Here is a 15,797-nt window from a genome sequence, read left to right as displayed (position 1 = left end):
CGGCCGCGCCGCGCTCGGGTTCGCGGCCTTGCGCGGGGAGGCCGCGCTGCACGCGCCCCAGCGCGCCGAGTTCGTCGACGCCCTGCAGCGCCCGCAGCCGCGCGTCGAGCTCGGCATCGCGCTGCGCGGCCTGGCGAGCGCGATGCTGGACGTCTCCGACGGCCTGCTCGGCGACCTGCGCCACCTCCTGGAGTGCTCCGGCACTGGCGCCATCGTCGACGCCGCGGCGCTGCCGATGGCCGCGCTCGCCGCCAGCGGCGCCGACGCCGCGCTGTGCCGGCGCTGCCTGCTCGCCGGTGGCGACGACTACGAGCTGCTGTTCACGGCTGCGCCGCGGCACCGGGGCGCGATCGAGGCCTTGTCCGCCCGACTCGCGCTCCCGCTGCATCGCATCGGCCAGTTCACCCGCGAACGCGAGCGACTGCTGCTGCGCGAAGCCGACGGCGCACTGGCGGCACCGGCCGCGTACGGCTACGATCACTTCGCCTGAGATCCGACCCGGCCCACCCTTCGACACGACCATGCGCCCCACCGCCCGCCTGCTCCTGAGCCACCCCGCCCACTTCATCTCGCTGGGCTTCGGGGCCGGGCTGTCGCCATGGGCACCCGGCACGGTCGGCACCCTGCTCGGCTGGGCGCTCTACCCGCTGATCCGCACTCCGGTGTCGGAGTTCGTCTTCCTCGCCCTGCTCGCCAGCTTCTTCCTCGCCGGCGTGCTCGCCGCCGAACGCACCGGGCGCGCGCTCGGCGTGCCGGACCACGGCGGCATCGTCTGGGACGAGATGGTGGCGATCTGGCTCGTGCTGCTGTTTACCCCCGCCGGGCTGCTGTGGCAGGTGGTGGCGGTGGCCCTGTTCCGCTTCTTCGATATCGCCAAGCCGCCCCCGGTGCGCTGGGCCGACCGCAGCTTCAAGGGCGGCTTCGGGGTCATGTTCGACGACATCGTCGCCGCCGGCTACACCCTTCTGGTGCTCGCGGTGCTGGTCCATCTGCTGGGGAGCTGAGAAACCATGACCGACCCCGAACTCGACACCCTCGCGCGCCGCGTGGGCGAAGCCCTCGCCGCCCGCGGGCTCTGGCTGGCCACCGCGGAGTCCTGCACCGGCGGCTGGATCGCCGAGGCCGTCACCGCGATCGCGGGCAGCTCGGGCTGGTTCGACCGCGGCTTCGTGACCTATTCGAACGCCGCCAAGGCCGACATGCTCGGCGTGCGCGACGACACCCTCGACACCCACGGCGCGGTCAGCGAAGCCACCGTGGGCGAGATGGCGGCAGGCGCGCTCGACCAGAGCCGCGCCGACCTCGCGGTGGCCGTGTCCGGCGTCGCCGGTCCGGGCGGCGGCAGCGCGGCAAAGCCCGTCGGCACGGTCTGCCTCGCCTGGGCGCGGCGCGGTGCCCCCACCGCGACGACCACGGTGCATCTGGCCGGAGACCGCAACGCGGTGCGCCGACAGACGGTGCGCCTCGCGCTGCAGGGCGTGCTCGAGCGCTGCGCCTGAGGCTGCGCAGGACTGCAGGCCGGACACGCCAGCGGCTTGCGCGCGGGACATCCCGTACAAAGAGTCCCACGGCCTTCCGCAAGAACTTGCTCGGCATATTTGCTGTAATTGCATACAGGCTCTACACTTACGGCATCGGACCTGCACCCCGCATGTCTGCAATCTTTGTGCCATAATCGGGCAATCAAACAGGACGCACCTCCATGGACGAAAACAAGGCCAAGGCCCTCGCCGCTGCGCTGTCGCAGATCGAAAAGCAGTTCGGCAAGGGTTCGATCATGCGCATGGGCGACGGCAGCATCGAGCGCGACATCCAGACCGTCTCCACCGGCTCGCTCGGGCTCGACATCGCGCTCGGCCTCGGCGGCCTGCCGCGCGGCCGGGTGGTCGAGATCTACGGCCCCGAATCCTCCGGCAAGACCACGCTGACCCTGCAGGTCATCGCCGAGATGCAGAAGATCGGCGGCACCGCGGCCTTCATCGATGCCGAGCACGCGCTCGACGTCGGCTACGCCGAGAAGCTCGGGGTCAACATCGAGGACCTGCTGATCTCGCAGCCCGACACCGGCGAGCAGGCGCTCGAGATCGCCGACATGCTGGTGCGCTCGGGCGGCGTGGACATCGTCGTCATCGACTCGGTCGCCGCGCTCACGCCCAAGGCCGAGATCGAGGGCGAGATGGGCGACCAGCTCCCCGGCCTGCAGGCCCGCCTGATGTCGCAGGCGCTGCGCAAGCTCACCGCCAACATCAAGCGCACCAACACCCTGGTGATCTTCATCAATCAGATCCGCATGAAGATCGGCGTGATGTTCGGCAGCCCCGAGACCACGACCGGCGGTAACGCGCTCAAGTTCTACGCCTCGGTGCGCATGGACATCCGCCGCACCGGCACGATCAAGAAGGGCGACGAGGTCGTCGGCTCCGAGACCCGCGTCAAGGTGGTCAAGAACAAGGTCTCGCCGCCGTTCAAGGAGGCCCACTTCGACATCCTCTACGGCGAGGGCATCTCGCGCGAGGGCGAGATCATCGACCTCGGCGTGGACCACAAGATCGTCGACAAGTCGGGCGCCTGGTACGCCTACAAGGGCGACAAGATCGGCCAGGGCAAGGACAACTCGCGCGAGTTCCTGCGCGCCAACCCGATGCTCGCCCGCGAGATCGAGAACCGGGTGCGGGTCGCGGTCGGCCTGCCCGAGCTGCCGCCCGCCGCCGCGTCCGCTCCCGCGCCGGCCGAGGCCTGAACCCGGCGACGACGACATGGGCGAGCCGAGCCTGCGCGAACGTGCGCTCCGCCATCTCGCCCGGCGCGATCACTCGCGCGCCGAGCTGGCGCGCAAGCTCGCCCCCCACGGCGAACCGGCCGAGATCGAAGCGGTGATCGAGCGCATGCGCGAGCTCGGCCTGCAGTCCGACGAGCGCTACGCCGAGGCTTTCGTGCGCAGCAAGGCGACACGCTTCGGCGCCGCGCGGCTGCGCAACGAGCTCGCGCGCCGCGGCATCGACCGTGACCGGATCGACGAGGCGCTCGCCGGCGAGTGCGTAGAATCAGAGGCCGAACGGGCACGCGCCGTGCTGCGCGCCCGCTTCGCCACCCCGCCCGCCGATGCGCGCGAATGGGCGCGCCAGGCGCGCTTCCTGCAAACCCGGGGGTTCGCCTCCGAGCTGATCCGCAAGCTGTTGAAAGAGCCCTACGATGACTCTGCTTAAGGTCGCCGGCCTGCAAAAGCGCTACAAGGCGCGCACCGTCGTGCACGACGTCGGCTTCGAGGTCGGCTCGGGCGAGGTCGTCGGCCTGCTCGGCCCCAACGGCGCCGGCAAGACCACCTGCTTCTACATGATCGTGGGCCTGGTGCGCGCCGACGGCGGCCAGATCGCGCTCGACGGCACCGACCTCACCCACCTGCCGATCCACGCCCGCGCGCGGCTGGGCCTGTCCTACCTGCCGCAGGAGATGAGCGTGTTCCGCAAGCTCAGCGTGGCCGAGAACATCCGCGCCGTGCTCGAGCTGCAGGGGCTCGAGCGCCGGCAGGTCGAGGAGCGCCTCGAGGAGCTGCTGATGGAGCTCGGAATCCATCACCTGCGCGACAACACGGCCATCTCGCTCTCGGGCGGCGAGCGCCGGCGCTGCGAGATCGCCCGCGCGCTCGCCACCGACCCGCGGCTGATCCTGCTCGACGAGCCCTTCGCGGGGGTCGACCCGATCGCGGTGCTCGACATCCAGAAAATCATCCGCTTCCTCAAGGAGCGCGGCATCGGCGTGCTGATCACCGACCACAACGTGCGCGAGACCCTGGGCATCTGCGACCGCGCCTACATCATCAGCGAAGGCCGCGTGCTGGCGAGCGGGCAGCCGGCCGAGATCATCGAGAACGAGCGCGTGCGCCAGGTGTATCTCGGCGAGCACTTCCGCCTGTGAGCCCGCCCTCCGGCCGATCGCGATGAAACCCAGCCTCCAGCTCAAGCTCTCCCAGCACCTCACGCTGACGCCGCAGCTGCAGCAGTCGATCAAGCTGCTGCAGCTGTCGACGATCGAGCTGAACCAGGAGATCGAGCGCGTGCTGCTCGAGAACCCGATGCTGGAACGCGAGGACGGCGACGGCGGCGACTACGCCCCCGTCCCACCCCCCGGTAACGCGCCCGAGCGCGAGGCGGCCCCCGAGCCCGCCGCCGAACCTGCGGGCGAGTCGATCACGCACGAGGGCGGCGAAGGCAGCAGCGAAGACGACAGCATCGACTGGTCCAACGTGGGCCAGGGCGCCTCCAGCCGCAGCGAGGACGACGACGACGGCGACTACCAGGACATCCAGGCCGCCGGTGTATCCCTGCGCGAGCACCTCGACGAGCAGATCGCGCTGTCGCCCCTGTCCGACCGCGACCGCGCGCTGGTGCGCTTCCTGATCGAGGCGCTCGACGACGACGGCTACCTGCACCAGCCTCTGGAAGAGCTTCTCGAACTGCTGCCGCAGGGCGCCGAGGTCGAGCTCGACGAGCTCGCCATCGCCCTGCGCCACGTGCAGAGCCTCGAGCCGGCGGGGATCGGCGCGCGCAGCCCGCAGGAGTGCCTCGCCCTGCAGCTGCTGGCGCTACCCGAGAGCGCCATCCGCCCGCTCGCGCTCGAGATCGTCACCAGCCACCTCGAGCTGCTCGCCGAGCGCAACTTCGCCCGCATCCGCAAGCTCACCGGCTGCGACGACGAGGCCCTGCGCGAGGCCCAGGCGCTGATCTGCAGCCTCGACCCGCACCCCGGCTCGCGCTACTCCACCGCCGAGACGCGCTATGTGCTGCCCGACGTCGTCGTGCGCAAGCTGCGCGGTCAATGGACCGTGAGCCTCAACCAGGAGGCCATGCCCCGCCTGCGCATCAACCGCCTGTACGCCAACCTGCTGCAGCAGAACCGCGCGCAGGGCGGCGGCCTGGGCGGGCAGCTGCAGGAGGCGCGCTGGCTGATCAAGAACGTCCAGCAGCGCTTCGACACCATCCTGCGCGTCTCCCAGGCCATCGTTGACCAGCAACGACAGTTCTTCGATCATGGGGATGTGGCGATGCGGCCACTCACCCTAAGGGAGATCGCAGACCAGCTCGAGCTGCACGAATCCACCGTCTCGCGCGTCACCACGCAGAAGTACATGTCGACGCCGCGCGGAGTCTTCGAGCTCAAGTACTTTTTCGGCAGCCATGTCGCGACCGACACCGGCGGTGCGGCTTCCTCCACGGCGATTCGCGCACTGATTCGCCAGCTGGTGGACGCGGAGGACAGCAAGAAGCCGCTGTCCGACGCCAGGATCGCCGAAATCCTCGGCCAGCAGGGAATCGTCGTCGCACGGCGCACGATCGCCAAGTACCGCGAATCCCTCAACATCCCGCCGGTCAGCCTGCGCAAATCCCTCTGACAACAACAGGAGTCATCCATGAATCTGAACATCACCGGGCGCCACGTCGAAGTCACCCCCGCCATCCGCGAATACGTGACCTCCAAGCTCGATCGCGTCATCCGCCACTTCGACAACGTCACCAGCGTCACCGTCATCCTGTCGGTCGAGAAGCTCAAGCAGAAGGCCGAGGTGACGCTGCACGTGCGCGGCAAGGACATCTTCGTCGAGAGCGACGATGCCGACCTCTACGCGGCGATCGATTCGATGACCGACAAGCTCGACCGTCAGGTTCAGAAGTACAAGCAGAAGCAGTCCGAGCATAACCACGAGTCGCTCAAGCACCAGGTCCCGGAGGCCTGAAGACCGGCTTGAAGCTCCCCCGTCCGGGGTGTGGTTATAATGCGCGCGTTTTCACGAAGCGCGGCCGCACACGCCCCGGACCGGATTCCCGCCCCCTTGGCGGCCGCTGACGGAAGAGTGCGCGAGCCCACCTGCGAATGAGCCTGATATCCCAACTCCTGCCGCTTTCCAACGTGGTTGTCGATCTCGACGCGAGCAGCAAGAAGCGCGTCTTCGAGCAGGCCGGCCTGCTGTTCGAGAACAACCAGGGCATCGCCCGCAGCACCGTATTCGACAGCCTGTTCACCCGCGAGCGCCTCGGCTCGACCGGGCTGGGCCAGGGCATCGCCATCCCGCACGGCCGCATCAAGGGGCTCAAGGACGCCGCCGGCGCCTTCCTGCGCCTGGCCACGCCGGTGCAGTTCGACGCGCCCGACGGCCGCCCGGTCGACATGCTGTTCGTGCTGCTGGTGCCCGAGCAGGCCAACGAAACCCACCTGCAGCTGCTCTCCGAGCTCGCGCAGATGTTCAGCGACCGCGAGTTCCGCGAGACCCTGCACGGCGCCGCGGATGCCGCGCAGATCCACAGCCTGTTCGTGAATTGGGGCGCCGATGCGGCAAACCAGCCTGACCCGGCTGTATGAGGCCCACCGCGACAGCCTGAGCCTCGTCCACGTCAGCGGACCGATCGGCGCACGCCTTTCGGTCGCCGAAGAGCGCATCTGGCCGGCCGACCTCGTCGGCCACCTCAACCTGATCCACCCCACCCGGCTGCAGGTGCTCGGCGCCGCGGAGCTCGCGTGGGCGCAGCGCCAGGCGAACGAGAAGGTCGCCCACCACCTCAACGAGATCCTCTCCGCGCACCCGCCCGCGATCATCGTCGCCGACGGCTGCGAGATCCCCAACATCCTCCACGGCATCTGCGAGGCGCACGACGTCGCGCTGTTCACCGCGCGCCACCCCTCGGCGAGCGTGATCGACCAGCTCCGCCTCTACCTGTCGCGCGAGCTCGCCGACAAGGTCTCGCTGCACGGCGTGTTCATGGACGTGCTCGGGCTGGGCGTGATGATCACCGGCGACTCCGGCGCGGGCAAGTCCGAGCTCGGCCTCGAGCTGATCTCGCGCGGTCACGGCCTGGTCGCCGACGACGTGGTCGAGCTGTCGCGCATCGCGCCCACGGTGCTCGAGGGCCGCTGCCCCGAGATGCTGCAGGATTTCATCGAGGTGCGCGGCCTCGGCCTCATCAACATCCGCACCATCTTCGGCGAGACCGCGTGCCGGCGGAAGATGCGCCTGCGCCTGATCTGCCACCTCGACCGCCGCCAGCCCGGCCCCGACGACCCCTGCCGGCTGCCGCTGCAGCAGGAGACGCAGGACATCCTCGGCGTCAAGATCGCCCGCGTGGTGTTGCCGGTGGCCGCCGGACGCAACCTCGCGGTGCTGCTCGAGGCCGCGGTGCGCTCGAAGATCCTCAAGCTGCGCGGCATCGACTCCACCCAGGAGTTCATCGACCGCCAGGCGCGCGCGCTGCACGCCGAAGGTGCCCAGCGCGCGGACTGAAGCGCGCGCACTTGCGGCACGCCGCCGCCGGCTGTTACGCTCGATCGCTTTGCAGCAGCCCACTGGCCGGCCATGAGCTCCACACCCGATTACCTGGAACGCATCCTCAACGCGCAGGTGTACGACGTCGCCGTCGAGACCCCGCTCGACCTCGCCGCCAACCTGTCGGCGCGCGTGCACAACCGGATCTACTTCAAGCGCGAGGACATGCAGCCGGTGTTCAGCTTCAAGATCCGCGGCGCCTACAACAAGATGGCGAACCTGTCGCCGCAGGCCTTGAAGCGCGGCGTGATCTGCGCCTCGGCCGGGAACCACGCCCAGGGCGTGGCGCTGTCGGCGGCCAGGCTTGGCGTGCGCGCGGTGATCGTGATGCCGAGCACCACCCCGGCGATCAAGATCGACGCGGTGAAGGCGCGTGGCGGCGAGGTGGTGCTCGCCGGCGAATCCTACTCCGACGCCTACGCCCACGCGCTCGAGCTCGAGAAGACCGAGAAGCTCACCTTCGTCCACCCCTTCGACGACCCCGACGTGATCGCCGGCCAGGGCACCGTGGGCATGGAGATCCTGCGCGCCCACCCGAAGCCGATCCATGCGGTGTTCTGCTGCGTCGGCGGCGGCGGGCTGATCGCCGGCGTGGCGGCCTACATCAAGCGCCTGCGCCCGGAGACGAAGATCATCGGCGTCGAGGCGGTGGACGCCGACGCGATGACGCGCTCGCTCGCCGCGGGCAAGCGCATCGCGCTCGAGCAGGTCGGCATCTTCGCCGACGGCGCCGCGGTCAAGGAGGTCGGCCTCGAGACCTTCCGCCTGTGCCAGCAATATGTGGACGAGATGATCGTGGTCGACAACGACGCGATCTGCGCCGCGATCAAGGACGTCTTCGAGGACACCCGCTCCATCCTCGAGCCGGCCGGCGCGCTCGCCGTCGCCGGCGCCAAGGAGTATGCCCGCCGCAACAAGCTGCGCGACAAGAGCCTCGTCGCGGTGGCCTCGGGCGCCAACATGAACTTCGACCGCCTGCGCTTCGTCGCCGAGCGTGCCGAGCTCGGCGAGCAGCGCGAGGCCGTGCTCGCGGTGACCATCCCCGAGAAGCCGGGCTCCTTCCGCAAATTCATCAGCGTGCTCGGCAACCGCAACATCACCGAGTTCAACTACCGCTACGCCGACGCCGAGCGCGCCCACATCTTCGTCGGCGTCACCGTGCACAACCGCAACGAGGCCGGGCGCCTGGTCGAGATGCTCGAGCGCCACGAGCTGCCCGCGCTCGACCTCACCGACGACGAGATGGCCAAGTCGCACGTGCGCTACATGGTGGGCGGGCGCGCGCCGCAGGCCGAGAACGAGGTGGTGTACCGCTTCGTCTTCCCCGAGCGCCCCGGCGCGCTGATGAATTTCCTCTCCAACTTGCGCTCGGACTGGAACATCTCGCTGTTCCACTACCGCAACCACGGCTCCGACTTCGGCCGCGTGCTGGTCGGCATGCAGGTCCCGCCGAGCGACAAGGAGGCCTTCGACGCCTTCCTGCAGCGCCTCGGCTACGACTACGTGGCCGAGACCGACAACCCCGCCTATCGCATGTTCCTGTCCGGGAGCTGAGCCCCGCGTGCGGCCGCGAGGGTGCTGAGGCCGCCGCTCAGGCGCGCGGCTTCGCCACCCCCGCCTCGGTCACCAGCCAGTCCATCGGGCGATCGAACTGCTGCGGCAGGGTGTCGGGTACGCGCCCGACCTCGAAGCCCACGCCCACCGCCACGGTGCGCAGCACCGCCAGCGTGCGGTCGAAGTAGCCGCCGCCGTAGCCGAGGCGGTAGCCGCGATCATCGAAGGCGTTGAGCGGGATCAGCACCAGCTCGGGCTCGACCGCCTCGCCGTCCGCCGGATGAGGGATGCCGTGGCGGTCGAGCGGCATCGGCACGCCCGGCGTCCATGCGCGGAACACCATCGGCGCATGCCGCTCGAGCACCACCGGCAGGGCCGCCACCCGCCCGGGCGCGGCCGCGAGCCAGGCCTGCACCCAGGGGCGCAGGTCGGGTTCGGCGCGGTAAGGCCAGCAGAAGGCCAGCCGGCGCGGCTGCAGCCGTCCGAGCAGGGAGTCGAGATGCGCGCCGATCGCGGCGGAAAGGCGCTCGCGGCGCTCGGCAGGCAGGCGCTCGCGCAATTCGAGCGCATGTTCGCGCATGCGCTTGCGACGCGCGGCCGGATCGTGGGACAAGGGGGCGGAATTCATCTTCGATATGGTATGGTTGCCGGTCAAACGGAGGCATCACCTGGCATGAAGAAGGCACTGGTTGCGGCGCTCACGGCCGCGACGTTCCTCGCCCCCGCCGGCGCGTTCGCGCAGGTCGGCGGCGAGTCCGGGGACGAACGTATCGTCGCCGCTCGCGAGGCGCTGCGCAAGGGCGACCGCGACACCCTCGAACGCCTCGCCGCCGTGCGCGAGGCCCATCCGCTCGACGCCTATCCGCGCTACTGGCTGCTGATCAACCGCCTCGCGCGCGCCGACGAACCCGTGCCGGTCGCGGCCCTGCAGGCCTTCTTCTCCGAGGAGGCCGGCTCCAACCTCGCCGAGCGCCTGCGCGCCGACTGGCTGCGCCGCCTCGCCCGGGACAACGACTGGAGCGGCTTCCTCGACGCATACGCCGACCTGCGCAACCCCGACGCCGAGCTGCGCTGCAACGCCTGGAGCGCGCGCGTGCTGAGCGGCGATCGCAGCGTCTTCGCCGAGCTCGCGCGCGAGTGGGACACGCTCGTCGACGCCGACGCGGCCTGCGACACGCCGCTGCGTGCGGCGGTCGACGCCGGCGCGGTGGACGAGGAGCGCGTGTGGTGGCGGATCCGTCGCCAGATCGACACCCGCAAGCCCGAGGCCGCGCTCGCCAGCCTGTCCCTGCTGCCCGCTGCCAGCGCACCCGTCGCCGCCGACCTGGGGCAGGCGATCCGCTCGCCCGCGCCCTGGCTCGACCGCCTGCCGCCCAACTTCGCGGTGACGCGCGCCGGCCGCGAGCTCGCGCTCGCCGCGCTCGTGCGTCTGGCGCGCGAGGACGTCTCCGCCGCGCGCCTGCGCCTGCTGCGCATCCAGGACCGCCTCAGCGCCGCCGAACGCAACTACGCCCACCTGGCGCTCGGCATGCACGCCGCGCTCGACCGCCTGCCCGAGGCGAGCGCGCTCTACGCCGCCGCCGGCGACATCGAGACCACCGCCCAGCAGCGCGCCTGGCGGGTGCGGGCGGCGCTGCGCATCGGCGACTGGCGCGCGGTGCGCGCGGCGATCGAGGCCATGCCCGCCGAAGAGCGCGAGACCGCCGACTGGATCTACTGGCTGGGCCGCGCCGAGGCCGCTGCCGGCCGCCGCGACGCCGCCGAGTCGCTCTATGTGCGCATCGCCGCCGAGCCGCACTTCTACGGCATGCTCGCGCGCGAGGAGCTCGGCGAGGCCTTCCCGCCGCCACCCGCCACCGCGCCGCTGCCGCGCGCCAAGCTCGAGGAGGCCGAGCGCGACCCGGGCCTGCAACGCGCGCTCGCGCTCTACCGCCTCGAGCTGCGCACCGAGGCGCTGCGCGAGTGGGTGTGGGGCGTGCGCGAGCGCGACGAGCAGTTCCGCCTCGCCGCCGCCCACCTCGCGCTGCGCAACGAGCTCTACGACCGCGCGATCAACACCGCCGAGCTGGCCAACCCGCGCAGCAACTTCGAGCTGCGCTTCCTGACGCCCTACCGCGACCTCATCGAACCCCAGGTGCGCGCGCAGGGCCTCGACCTCGGCTGGGTGTACGGCCTCATGCGCCAGGAGAGCCGCTTCGTGATCCCGGCGCGCTCCAGCGTCGGCGCGCAGGGCCTCATGCAGGTCATGCCCGCCACCGGCAAGTGGGTGGCCGACCGCATCGGCCTCGCCGGCTACAGCCAGCGCCTGCTCACCGACCCCGAGACCAACGTGCTCCTCGGCACCAGCTACATGCGCCTGATCATGGAGGGGCTCGACGCCCACCCCGTGCTCGCCAGCGCCGGCTACAACGCCGGCCCCGGGCGCGCGCGGCGCTGGCGCGACGCGGCGCCGCTCGAAGGCGCGATCTACACCGAGACGATCCCCTTCGACGAGACTCGCGACTACGTCAAGAAGGTGCTCGCCAACGCGGTGATCTACTCCGCGATGCTCGAAAAACAGCCGCAATCGCTCAAGGCGCGGCTCGGCACGATCGCGCCCGGGGCGGCCAGCGAGTAAGCTTCCGGGTGCGGCACTCCATTCCAACCACAGCAACAGCACGGTCCAGTCGAAACATGAACCCGAAACGCGTCGTCATCGTCGGCGGCTCCGGCTTTATCGGCAGCGCCATCGCCAATCGCCTCTGCAAGGAAGGCGTCAAGGTCCTCATCCCCACCCGCCGTCGCAGCCGCGCCGGCCACGTGCTGCTGCTGCCCAACGCCGAGGTGGTGGAAGGCAACGTGCATGACGTCGCCGTGCTCGCGCGCCTGTTCGAGGGCGCCGACGCGGTGGTGAACACCGTCGGCGTCCTGCACTCGCGCCCGGGCAAGCCCTACGGGCCCGACTTCGCGCGCGCCCACGTCGAGCTGCCGCAGAAGATCGTCGCCGCCTGTCGCACGGCGCACGTCCCGAAGCTGATCCACATCAGCGCGCTCGGCGCCTACTCCGACGGCCCCTCCGAATACCAGCGCTCCAAGGCCGCCGGCGAGACCGCGATCCGCACCGGCTCGCCCGAGATCGCGTGGACCATCCTGCAGCCCTCGGTGGTGTTCGGCCGCGGCGACAGCTTCCTCAACCTCTTCGCCGACCTCGCACGCATGTTCCCGGTGCTGCCGCTGGCCGGCGCGGGTACGCGCTTCCAGCCGGTGTATGTCGAGGACGTCGCCGAGGCGGTGTGGCAGGGCCTGACCCGCGAGGACGCCGCCGGGCAGACCTTCCAGCTCGCTGGCCCCACGGTCTACACGCTGCGCCAGCTCGTCGAGTACGTCTCCGCCCTGGTCGGCAAGCCGCGCCCGATCTATCCGCTCTCCGAGAAGCTCGCGATGCTGCAGGCGCGCATGATGGAACTCGCGCCCCAGCCGCTGATGAGCCGCGACAACGTGCGCTCGATGAAGGTCGACAACATCGCCACCGGCAGCCCGCAACCCTTCGGCATGAGCCCGACCGCGCTCGAGACCGTGGCCCCGGCCTGGCTCGGCAAGGCTGCGCCGCGCGCCCACTACTACCCCTTCCGCCGCCACGCGCGACGCTGAAGAACAACCCCTGACGGAGTCCGCGATGAAGCTGATCATCGGCAACAAGAACTATTCCTCCTGGTCCCTGCGCGCCTGGCTGGCCGCGCGCGAGGGCGGCTTCACCTTCGAGGAGATCCGCATCTCGCTGTTCATCCCGGGTAGCCGCGAGCGCATCCTGTCGCACTCGCCCGCGGGCAAGGTGCCCTGCCTGAACGACCACGGCGTGGTGGTGTGGGACTCGCTCGCGATCGGCGAATACCTCGCCGAGAAGCGTCCCGGCCTGCTGCCCGCCGACCCGGTCGCGCGCGCGATGGCGCGCTCGGTCACCGCCGAGATGCACTCCGGCTTCCAGAACCTGCGCAGCCGCATGCCGATGAACGTGCGCAAGGACTACACCGGCTTCGGCCACAGCCCCGAGGTCGACGCCGACATCGCACGCATCGTGGCGATCTGGAACGACTGCCGCGCGCGCTTCGGCGCCGAGGGCCCCTACCTCTTCGGTCGCTTCAGCCTCGCCGACGCCGCCTTCGCGCCGGTCGCCTTCCGCTTCCAGACCTACGCGGTGAAGCCCGAGGGCGCGGCCGGCGAATACCTCGCCACCCTGCTCGCCAACCCGCACATGCGGGAGTGGGCGGCGGCAGCGCGTGCCGAGACCGAGTCGATCGCGGAAGAGGACCTCTACGGCTGATGCAGGCCTATGTCGTGGGCGGGGCGGTGCGCGACGCCCTACTCGGCCTGCCGGTGAAGGATCGTGACTGGGTGGTGGTCGGCAGCACGCCCGACGAGATGCTCACGCGCGGCTTCCGCCCGGTCGGTCGCGACTTCCCGGTCTTCCTGCATCCGCACACCAACGAGGAATACGCGCTCGCGCGCACGGAGCGCAAGTCCGGCCACGGCTACACCGGCTTCGTCTGCCACGCCTCGCCCGAGGTCACGCTCGAAGAGGACCTGCTGCGCCGCGACCTCACCATCAACGCGATCGCGCGCGCCGAGGACGGCCGCCTGATCGACCCCTACGGCGGCCGCCGCGACCTCGCCGCGCGCGTCTTCCGCCACGTCTCGCCCGCCTTCGCCGAGGACCCGCTGCGCATCCTGCGCGTGGCGCGCTTCTCGGCCCGCTTCACCGACTTCGAGCTGGCGCCCGAGACGCTCACGCTGATGCGCTCCATGGTCGCGGCCGGCGAGGTCGACCACCTGGTCGCCGAGCGCGTCTGGCAGGAGCTCGCGCGCGGGCTCATGGAGGCGCGCCCCGCGCGCATGATCCGCGTGCTGCGCGCCTGCGGCGCACTCGCGCGCCTGGTGCCCGAGCTCGACCGCCTGTTCGGCGTGCCGCAGCCCGAGCAGCACCACCCCGAGATCGACACCGGCGAGCACGTGCTGATGGTGATCGACCACGCCGCCGCCGCGGGCGAGCCGCTCGCGGTGCGCTGGGCCTGCCTGCTGCACGACCTCGGCAAGGGCGACACGCCCGCCCACCTGCTCCCGCACCACTACGGCCACGAGGCCGCGAGCGCGCGCCGCGCGCGCGAGGTGTCGGAGCGCCTGAAGGCCCCCGCCGACTGCCGCGACCTCGCCGAGATGGTGGCGCGCGAGCACGGCATCCTGGCGCGCGCCGCCGAGCTGCGCGCCGAGACCATGGTCAAGCTGATCGAGCGCTGCGACGGCCTGCGCCGCCCGCAGCGCTTCCTCCTGATGCTGCAGGCGGCCGCCTGCGATCACGCCGGCCGCGGCCGCGGCGCGGAAAACGCATCGGAATGGAGACCCCTGTCACGCTGGCAGGCCGCGCTGCAGGCCGTGCGCGCCGTCGATGCCGGTAGAATCGCAACCGAATGCAGCGACAAATCGCTGATTCCTCAGGCCTTGCACGCCGCCCGCGTGGCTGCCGTGAAGGCCCTGGACAAGGACCCCGCATGAACGCAACCCGCTTCGGCGAACTCGAGGTGCTGTGCCACGCACCCGAGCGCGCCACCCATGACCACCCCCTCCTCTTCGTCCACGGCGCCTACGTGTCGGCGTGGTGCTGGGAAGAACACTTCCTGCCCTGGTTCGCCCGCCGCGGCTGGCCGGCTTACGCCGTGTCGCTCTCGGGCCACGGCCGCAGCCGCCAGCGCGAGCATCTCGACTCCTACTCGATCGACGACTACGTGCGCGACGTCGCCGAGGTGGCCGCCCGCCTGCCGGCTCCGCCGGTGCTGGTCGGCCACTCGATGGGCGGGATGGTGGTGCAGAAATACCTGGAGCAGTACGACGCCCCCGCCGCGGTGCTGATGTCCGCGGTGCCGCCGCAAGGCCTCATGGGCTCGGCCTTCGGCCTCATGTTCAAGCGCCCGCACCTGCTCTCCGACCTCAACCGCATCATGTCGGGCAACGACATGGACATCGACAGCCTGCGCGAGGCGCTCTTCCACCAGCCGGTGGCGGCCGACGACCTGCAGCGCTACTACCGCCTGAGCCAGCCCGAGTCGCACCGCGCGATCTGGGACATGTCGCTGTTCAACCTGCCGCAGCCTGCGCGCATGCACCGCGTGCCGATGCTGATCCTGGGCGCCGAGCATGACGCCCTGATCCCGCCCGACCAGGTGCACATGACCGGCATGACCTACGGTCGCCAGGCCGAGATCCTCCGCGGCATGGGCCACGGCATGATGCTCGAGCGCGACTGGGAGATCGCCGCGATGCGGATCGCCGACTGGCTGGCCGAGCGCGCGCTGTAGTCGCCCGCGGGCGGCCTCAGAGGGCGTGCGTGCGGTCTCCGCGCACGAAGCCCAGCAGCGGCCCGTCGATCGCGCGCGAGAGCGCGATCACCTTGAAGAGCTCGCCCATCTCCTGCGGCGCGGTCAGGCGCTGCACCGCGCGCGCGGCGCGGATGTAGTCCGCGCTCTCGCGCGCGCCGCGCCGCTCCAGGCACTCCAGCACGCCGCAGTTGAAGAGGAACTGCGCCTGCGTGGTGTAACCCTGCACGTCCAGCCCGGCCTCGAAGCCGGCCTCGGCCACCGCGGTAAAGTCCACGAAGGCGGTGATGTCGTTGAGCCCCGGCCACAGGAAGGGGTCGCCGTGGGCGTGGTGGCGGTAGTAGCACAGCAGGGTGCCGCCCGAGCGCGAGGGCGGGTAGTACTCGGCGCGCGGATAGCCGTAGTCGATCAGCAGCAGGGCGCCCGCCTGCAGGCGCTCGGCCCAGGCCGCCACCCAGGCCTTGCCGGCGAGGTTGAGCTCGGTGACGTATTCGCCGCTCTGCGGCACCGGCAGGGCGAGCGCCCGCGCGCCCTCGGCCACCGCGCCCGCCGCCGGCACGTCCGCCCAGCACAGCCGGCGCACCCCC

18 protein-coding genes are annotated in these 15,797 nt (G+C 70.8%); 16 read left to right on the top strand and 2 right to left on the bottom strand.

The features are described 5' to 3' along the window. From C667_RS12355 to ilvA, 11 genes are all read left to right on the top strand, one after another. Positions 1–490: AIR synthase-related protein (locus tag C667_RS12355; RefSeq protein ID WP_004364520.1), on the top strand; the 490-nt coding region annotated here is incomplete at its 5' end. 31 nt (positions 491–521) lie between these two features. Next, positions 522–1,004 (top strand): phosphatidylglycerophosphatase A family protein, encoded by a 483-nt coding sequence (locus C667_RS12350; RefSeq protein ID WP_004364518.1) that lies wholly within the window; start codon positions 522–524, stop codon positions 1,002–1,004. Positions 1,005–1,010: 6 nt separating this feature from the next. Next, positions 1,011–1,499, top strand: coding sequence for a nicotinamide-nucleotide amidase (pncC, locus tag C667_RS12345; protein ID WP_004364516.1), 489 nt, complete (start codon positions 1,011–1,013; stop codon positions 1,497–1,499). A 203-nt stretch (positions 1,500–1,702) separates the two neighbouring features. Further along, complete coding sequence (recA, locus tag C667_RS12340; protein WP_004364514.1) at positions 1,703–2,740, top strand: recombinase RecA; 1,038 nt, start codon at positions 1,703–1,705, stop codon at positions 2,738–2,740. A 16-nt stretch (positions 2,741–2,756) separates the two neighbouring features. Further along, positions 2,757–3,206, top strand: coding sequence for a recombination regulator RecX (gene recX, locus C667_RS12335; protein ID WP_004364513.1), 450 nt, complete (start codon positions 2,757–2,759; stop codon positions 3,204–3,206). Further along, positions 3,193–3,915 carry an LPS export ABC transporter ATP-binding protein gene (gene lptB, locus C667_RS12330; RefSeq protein ID WP_004364511.1) on the top strand — a complete coding sequence of 241 codons (723 nt, stop codon included), beginning with the start codon at positions 3,193–3,195 and terminating at the stop codon, positions 3,913–3,915. Before recX ends, lptB begins: the two co-directional genes overlap by 14 nt. A gap of 22 nt (positions 3,916–3,937) precedes the next feature. After that, positions 3,938–5,389 carry an RNA polymerase factor sigma-54 gene (locus C667_RS12325; RefSeq protein ID WP_004364509.1) on the top strand — a complete coding sequence of 484 codons (1,452 nt, stop codon included), beginning with the start codon at positions 3,938–3,940 and terminating at the stop codon, positions 5,387–5,389. 18 nt (positions 5,390–5,407) lie between these two features. Then, complete coding sequence (gene hpf / locus C667_RS12320; RefSeq protein WP_004364507.1) at positions 5,408–5,731, top strand: ribosome hibernation-promoting factor, HPF/YfiA family; 324 nt, start codon at positions 5,408–5,410, stop codon at positions 5,729–5,731. 137 nt (positions 5,732–5,868) lie between these two features. Beyond that, entirely contained in the window at positions 5,869–6,354 is a 486-nt protein-coding gene (gene ptsN / locus C667_RS12315) for a PTS IIA-like nitrogen regulatory protein PtsN (protein WP_004364505.1), read from the top strand. Beyond that, positions 6,323–7,270: an HPr(Ser) kinase/phosphatase gene (hprK, locus tag C667_RS12310; RefSeq protein WP_004364504.1), complete on the top strand. Its 948-nt coding sequence runs from the start codon at positions 6,323–6,325 to the stop codon at positions 7,268–7,270. The genes ptsN and hprK overlap by 32 nt, the downstream gene beginning before the upstream one ends. A 72-nt stretch (positions 7,271–7,342) precedes the next feature. Next, positions 7,343–8,866 (top strand): threonine ammonia-lyase, biosynthetic, encoded by a 1,524-nt coding sequence (gene ilvA, locus C667_RS12305; RefSeq protein ID WP_004364503.1) that lies wholly within the window; start codon positions 7,343–7,345, stop codon positions 8,864–8,866. A gap of 37 nt (positions 8,867–8,903) precedes the next feature. Here ilvA and C667_RS12300 read toward each other — a convergent pair whose 3' ends face one another. Beyond that, positions 8,904–9,494, bottom strand: a complete 591-nt coding sequence (locus C667_RS12300; protein ID WP_039921430.1) for a 5-formyltetrahydrofolate cyclo-ligase — start codon at positions 9,492–9,494, stop codon at positions 8,904–8,906. Between the two features lie 45 nt (positions 9,495–9,539). On the opposite strand from C667_RS12300, the gene C667_RS12295 reads away from it, so the two are divergent. The 5 genes from C667_RS12295 to C667_RS12275 are packed head-to-tail and all read left to right on the top strand — an operon-like array spanning position 9,540 to position 15,192. Next, a complete protein-coding gene (locus tag C667_RS12295) occupies positions 9,540–11,483 on the top strand; it encodes a lytic transglycosylase domain-containing protein (protein WP_004364499.1) in 1,944 nt (647 codons plus the stop codon). A gap of 56 nt (positions 11,484–11,539) precedes the next feature. Beyond that, the gene (locus C667_RS12290) at positions 11,540–12,496 is read left to right on the top strand and encodes a complex I NDUFA9 subunit family protein (protein WP_004364498.1); all 957 of its coding nucleotides are present in this window, start codon (positions 11,540–11,542) and stop codon (positions 12,494–12,496) included. Between the two features lie 25 nt (positions 12,497–12,521). Beyond that, the gene (locus C667_RS12285; RefSeq protein WP_004364497.1) at positions 12,522–13,166 is read left to right on the top strand and encodes a glutathione S-transferase family protein; all 645 of its coding nucleotides are present in this window, start codon (positions 12,522–12,524) and stop codon (positions 13,164–13,166) included. After that, on the top strand, positions 13,166–14,392 hold the full coding sequence (locus tag C667_RS12280; protein ID WP_004364496.1) for a multifunctional CCA addition/repair protein: 1,227 nt from the start codon (positions 13,166–13,168) through the stop codon (positions 14,390–14,392). The genes C667_RS12285 and C667_RS12280 overlap by 1 nt, the downstream gene beginning before the upstream one ends. After that, on the top strand, positions 14,389–15,192 hold the full coding sequence (locus C667_RS12275; RefSeq protein WP_004364495.1) for an alpha/beta hydrolase: 804 nt from the start codon (positions 14,389–14,391) through the stop codon (positions 15,190–15,192). Before C667_RS12280 ends, C667_RS12275 begins: the two co-directional genes overlap by 4 nt. Before the next feature lie 16 nt (positions 15,193–15,208). Here the strand turns inward: C667_RS12275 and C667_RS12270 are convergent. Further along, positions 15,209–15,797, bottom strand: a 589-nt coding sequence (locus C667_RS12270) for an SAM-dependent methyltransferase (RefSeq protein WP_004364494.1), incomplete at its 5' end; no start/stop codon positions are given.

It is taken from the genome of Thauera phenylacetica B4P, from assembly GCF_000310225.1.
Lineage (GTDB): Bacteria > Pseudomonadota > Gammaproteobacteria > Burkholderiales > Rhodocyclaceae > Thauera > Thauera phenylacetica.
This window is presented reverse-complemented; position numbering and strand designations above follow the sequence as displayed.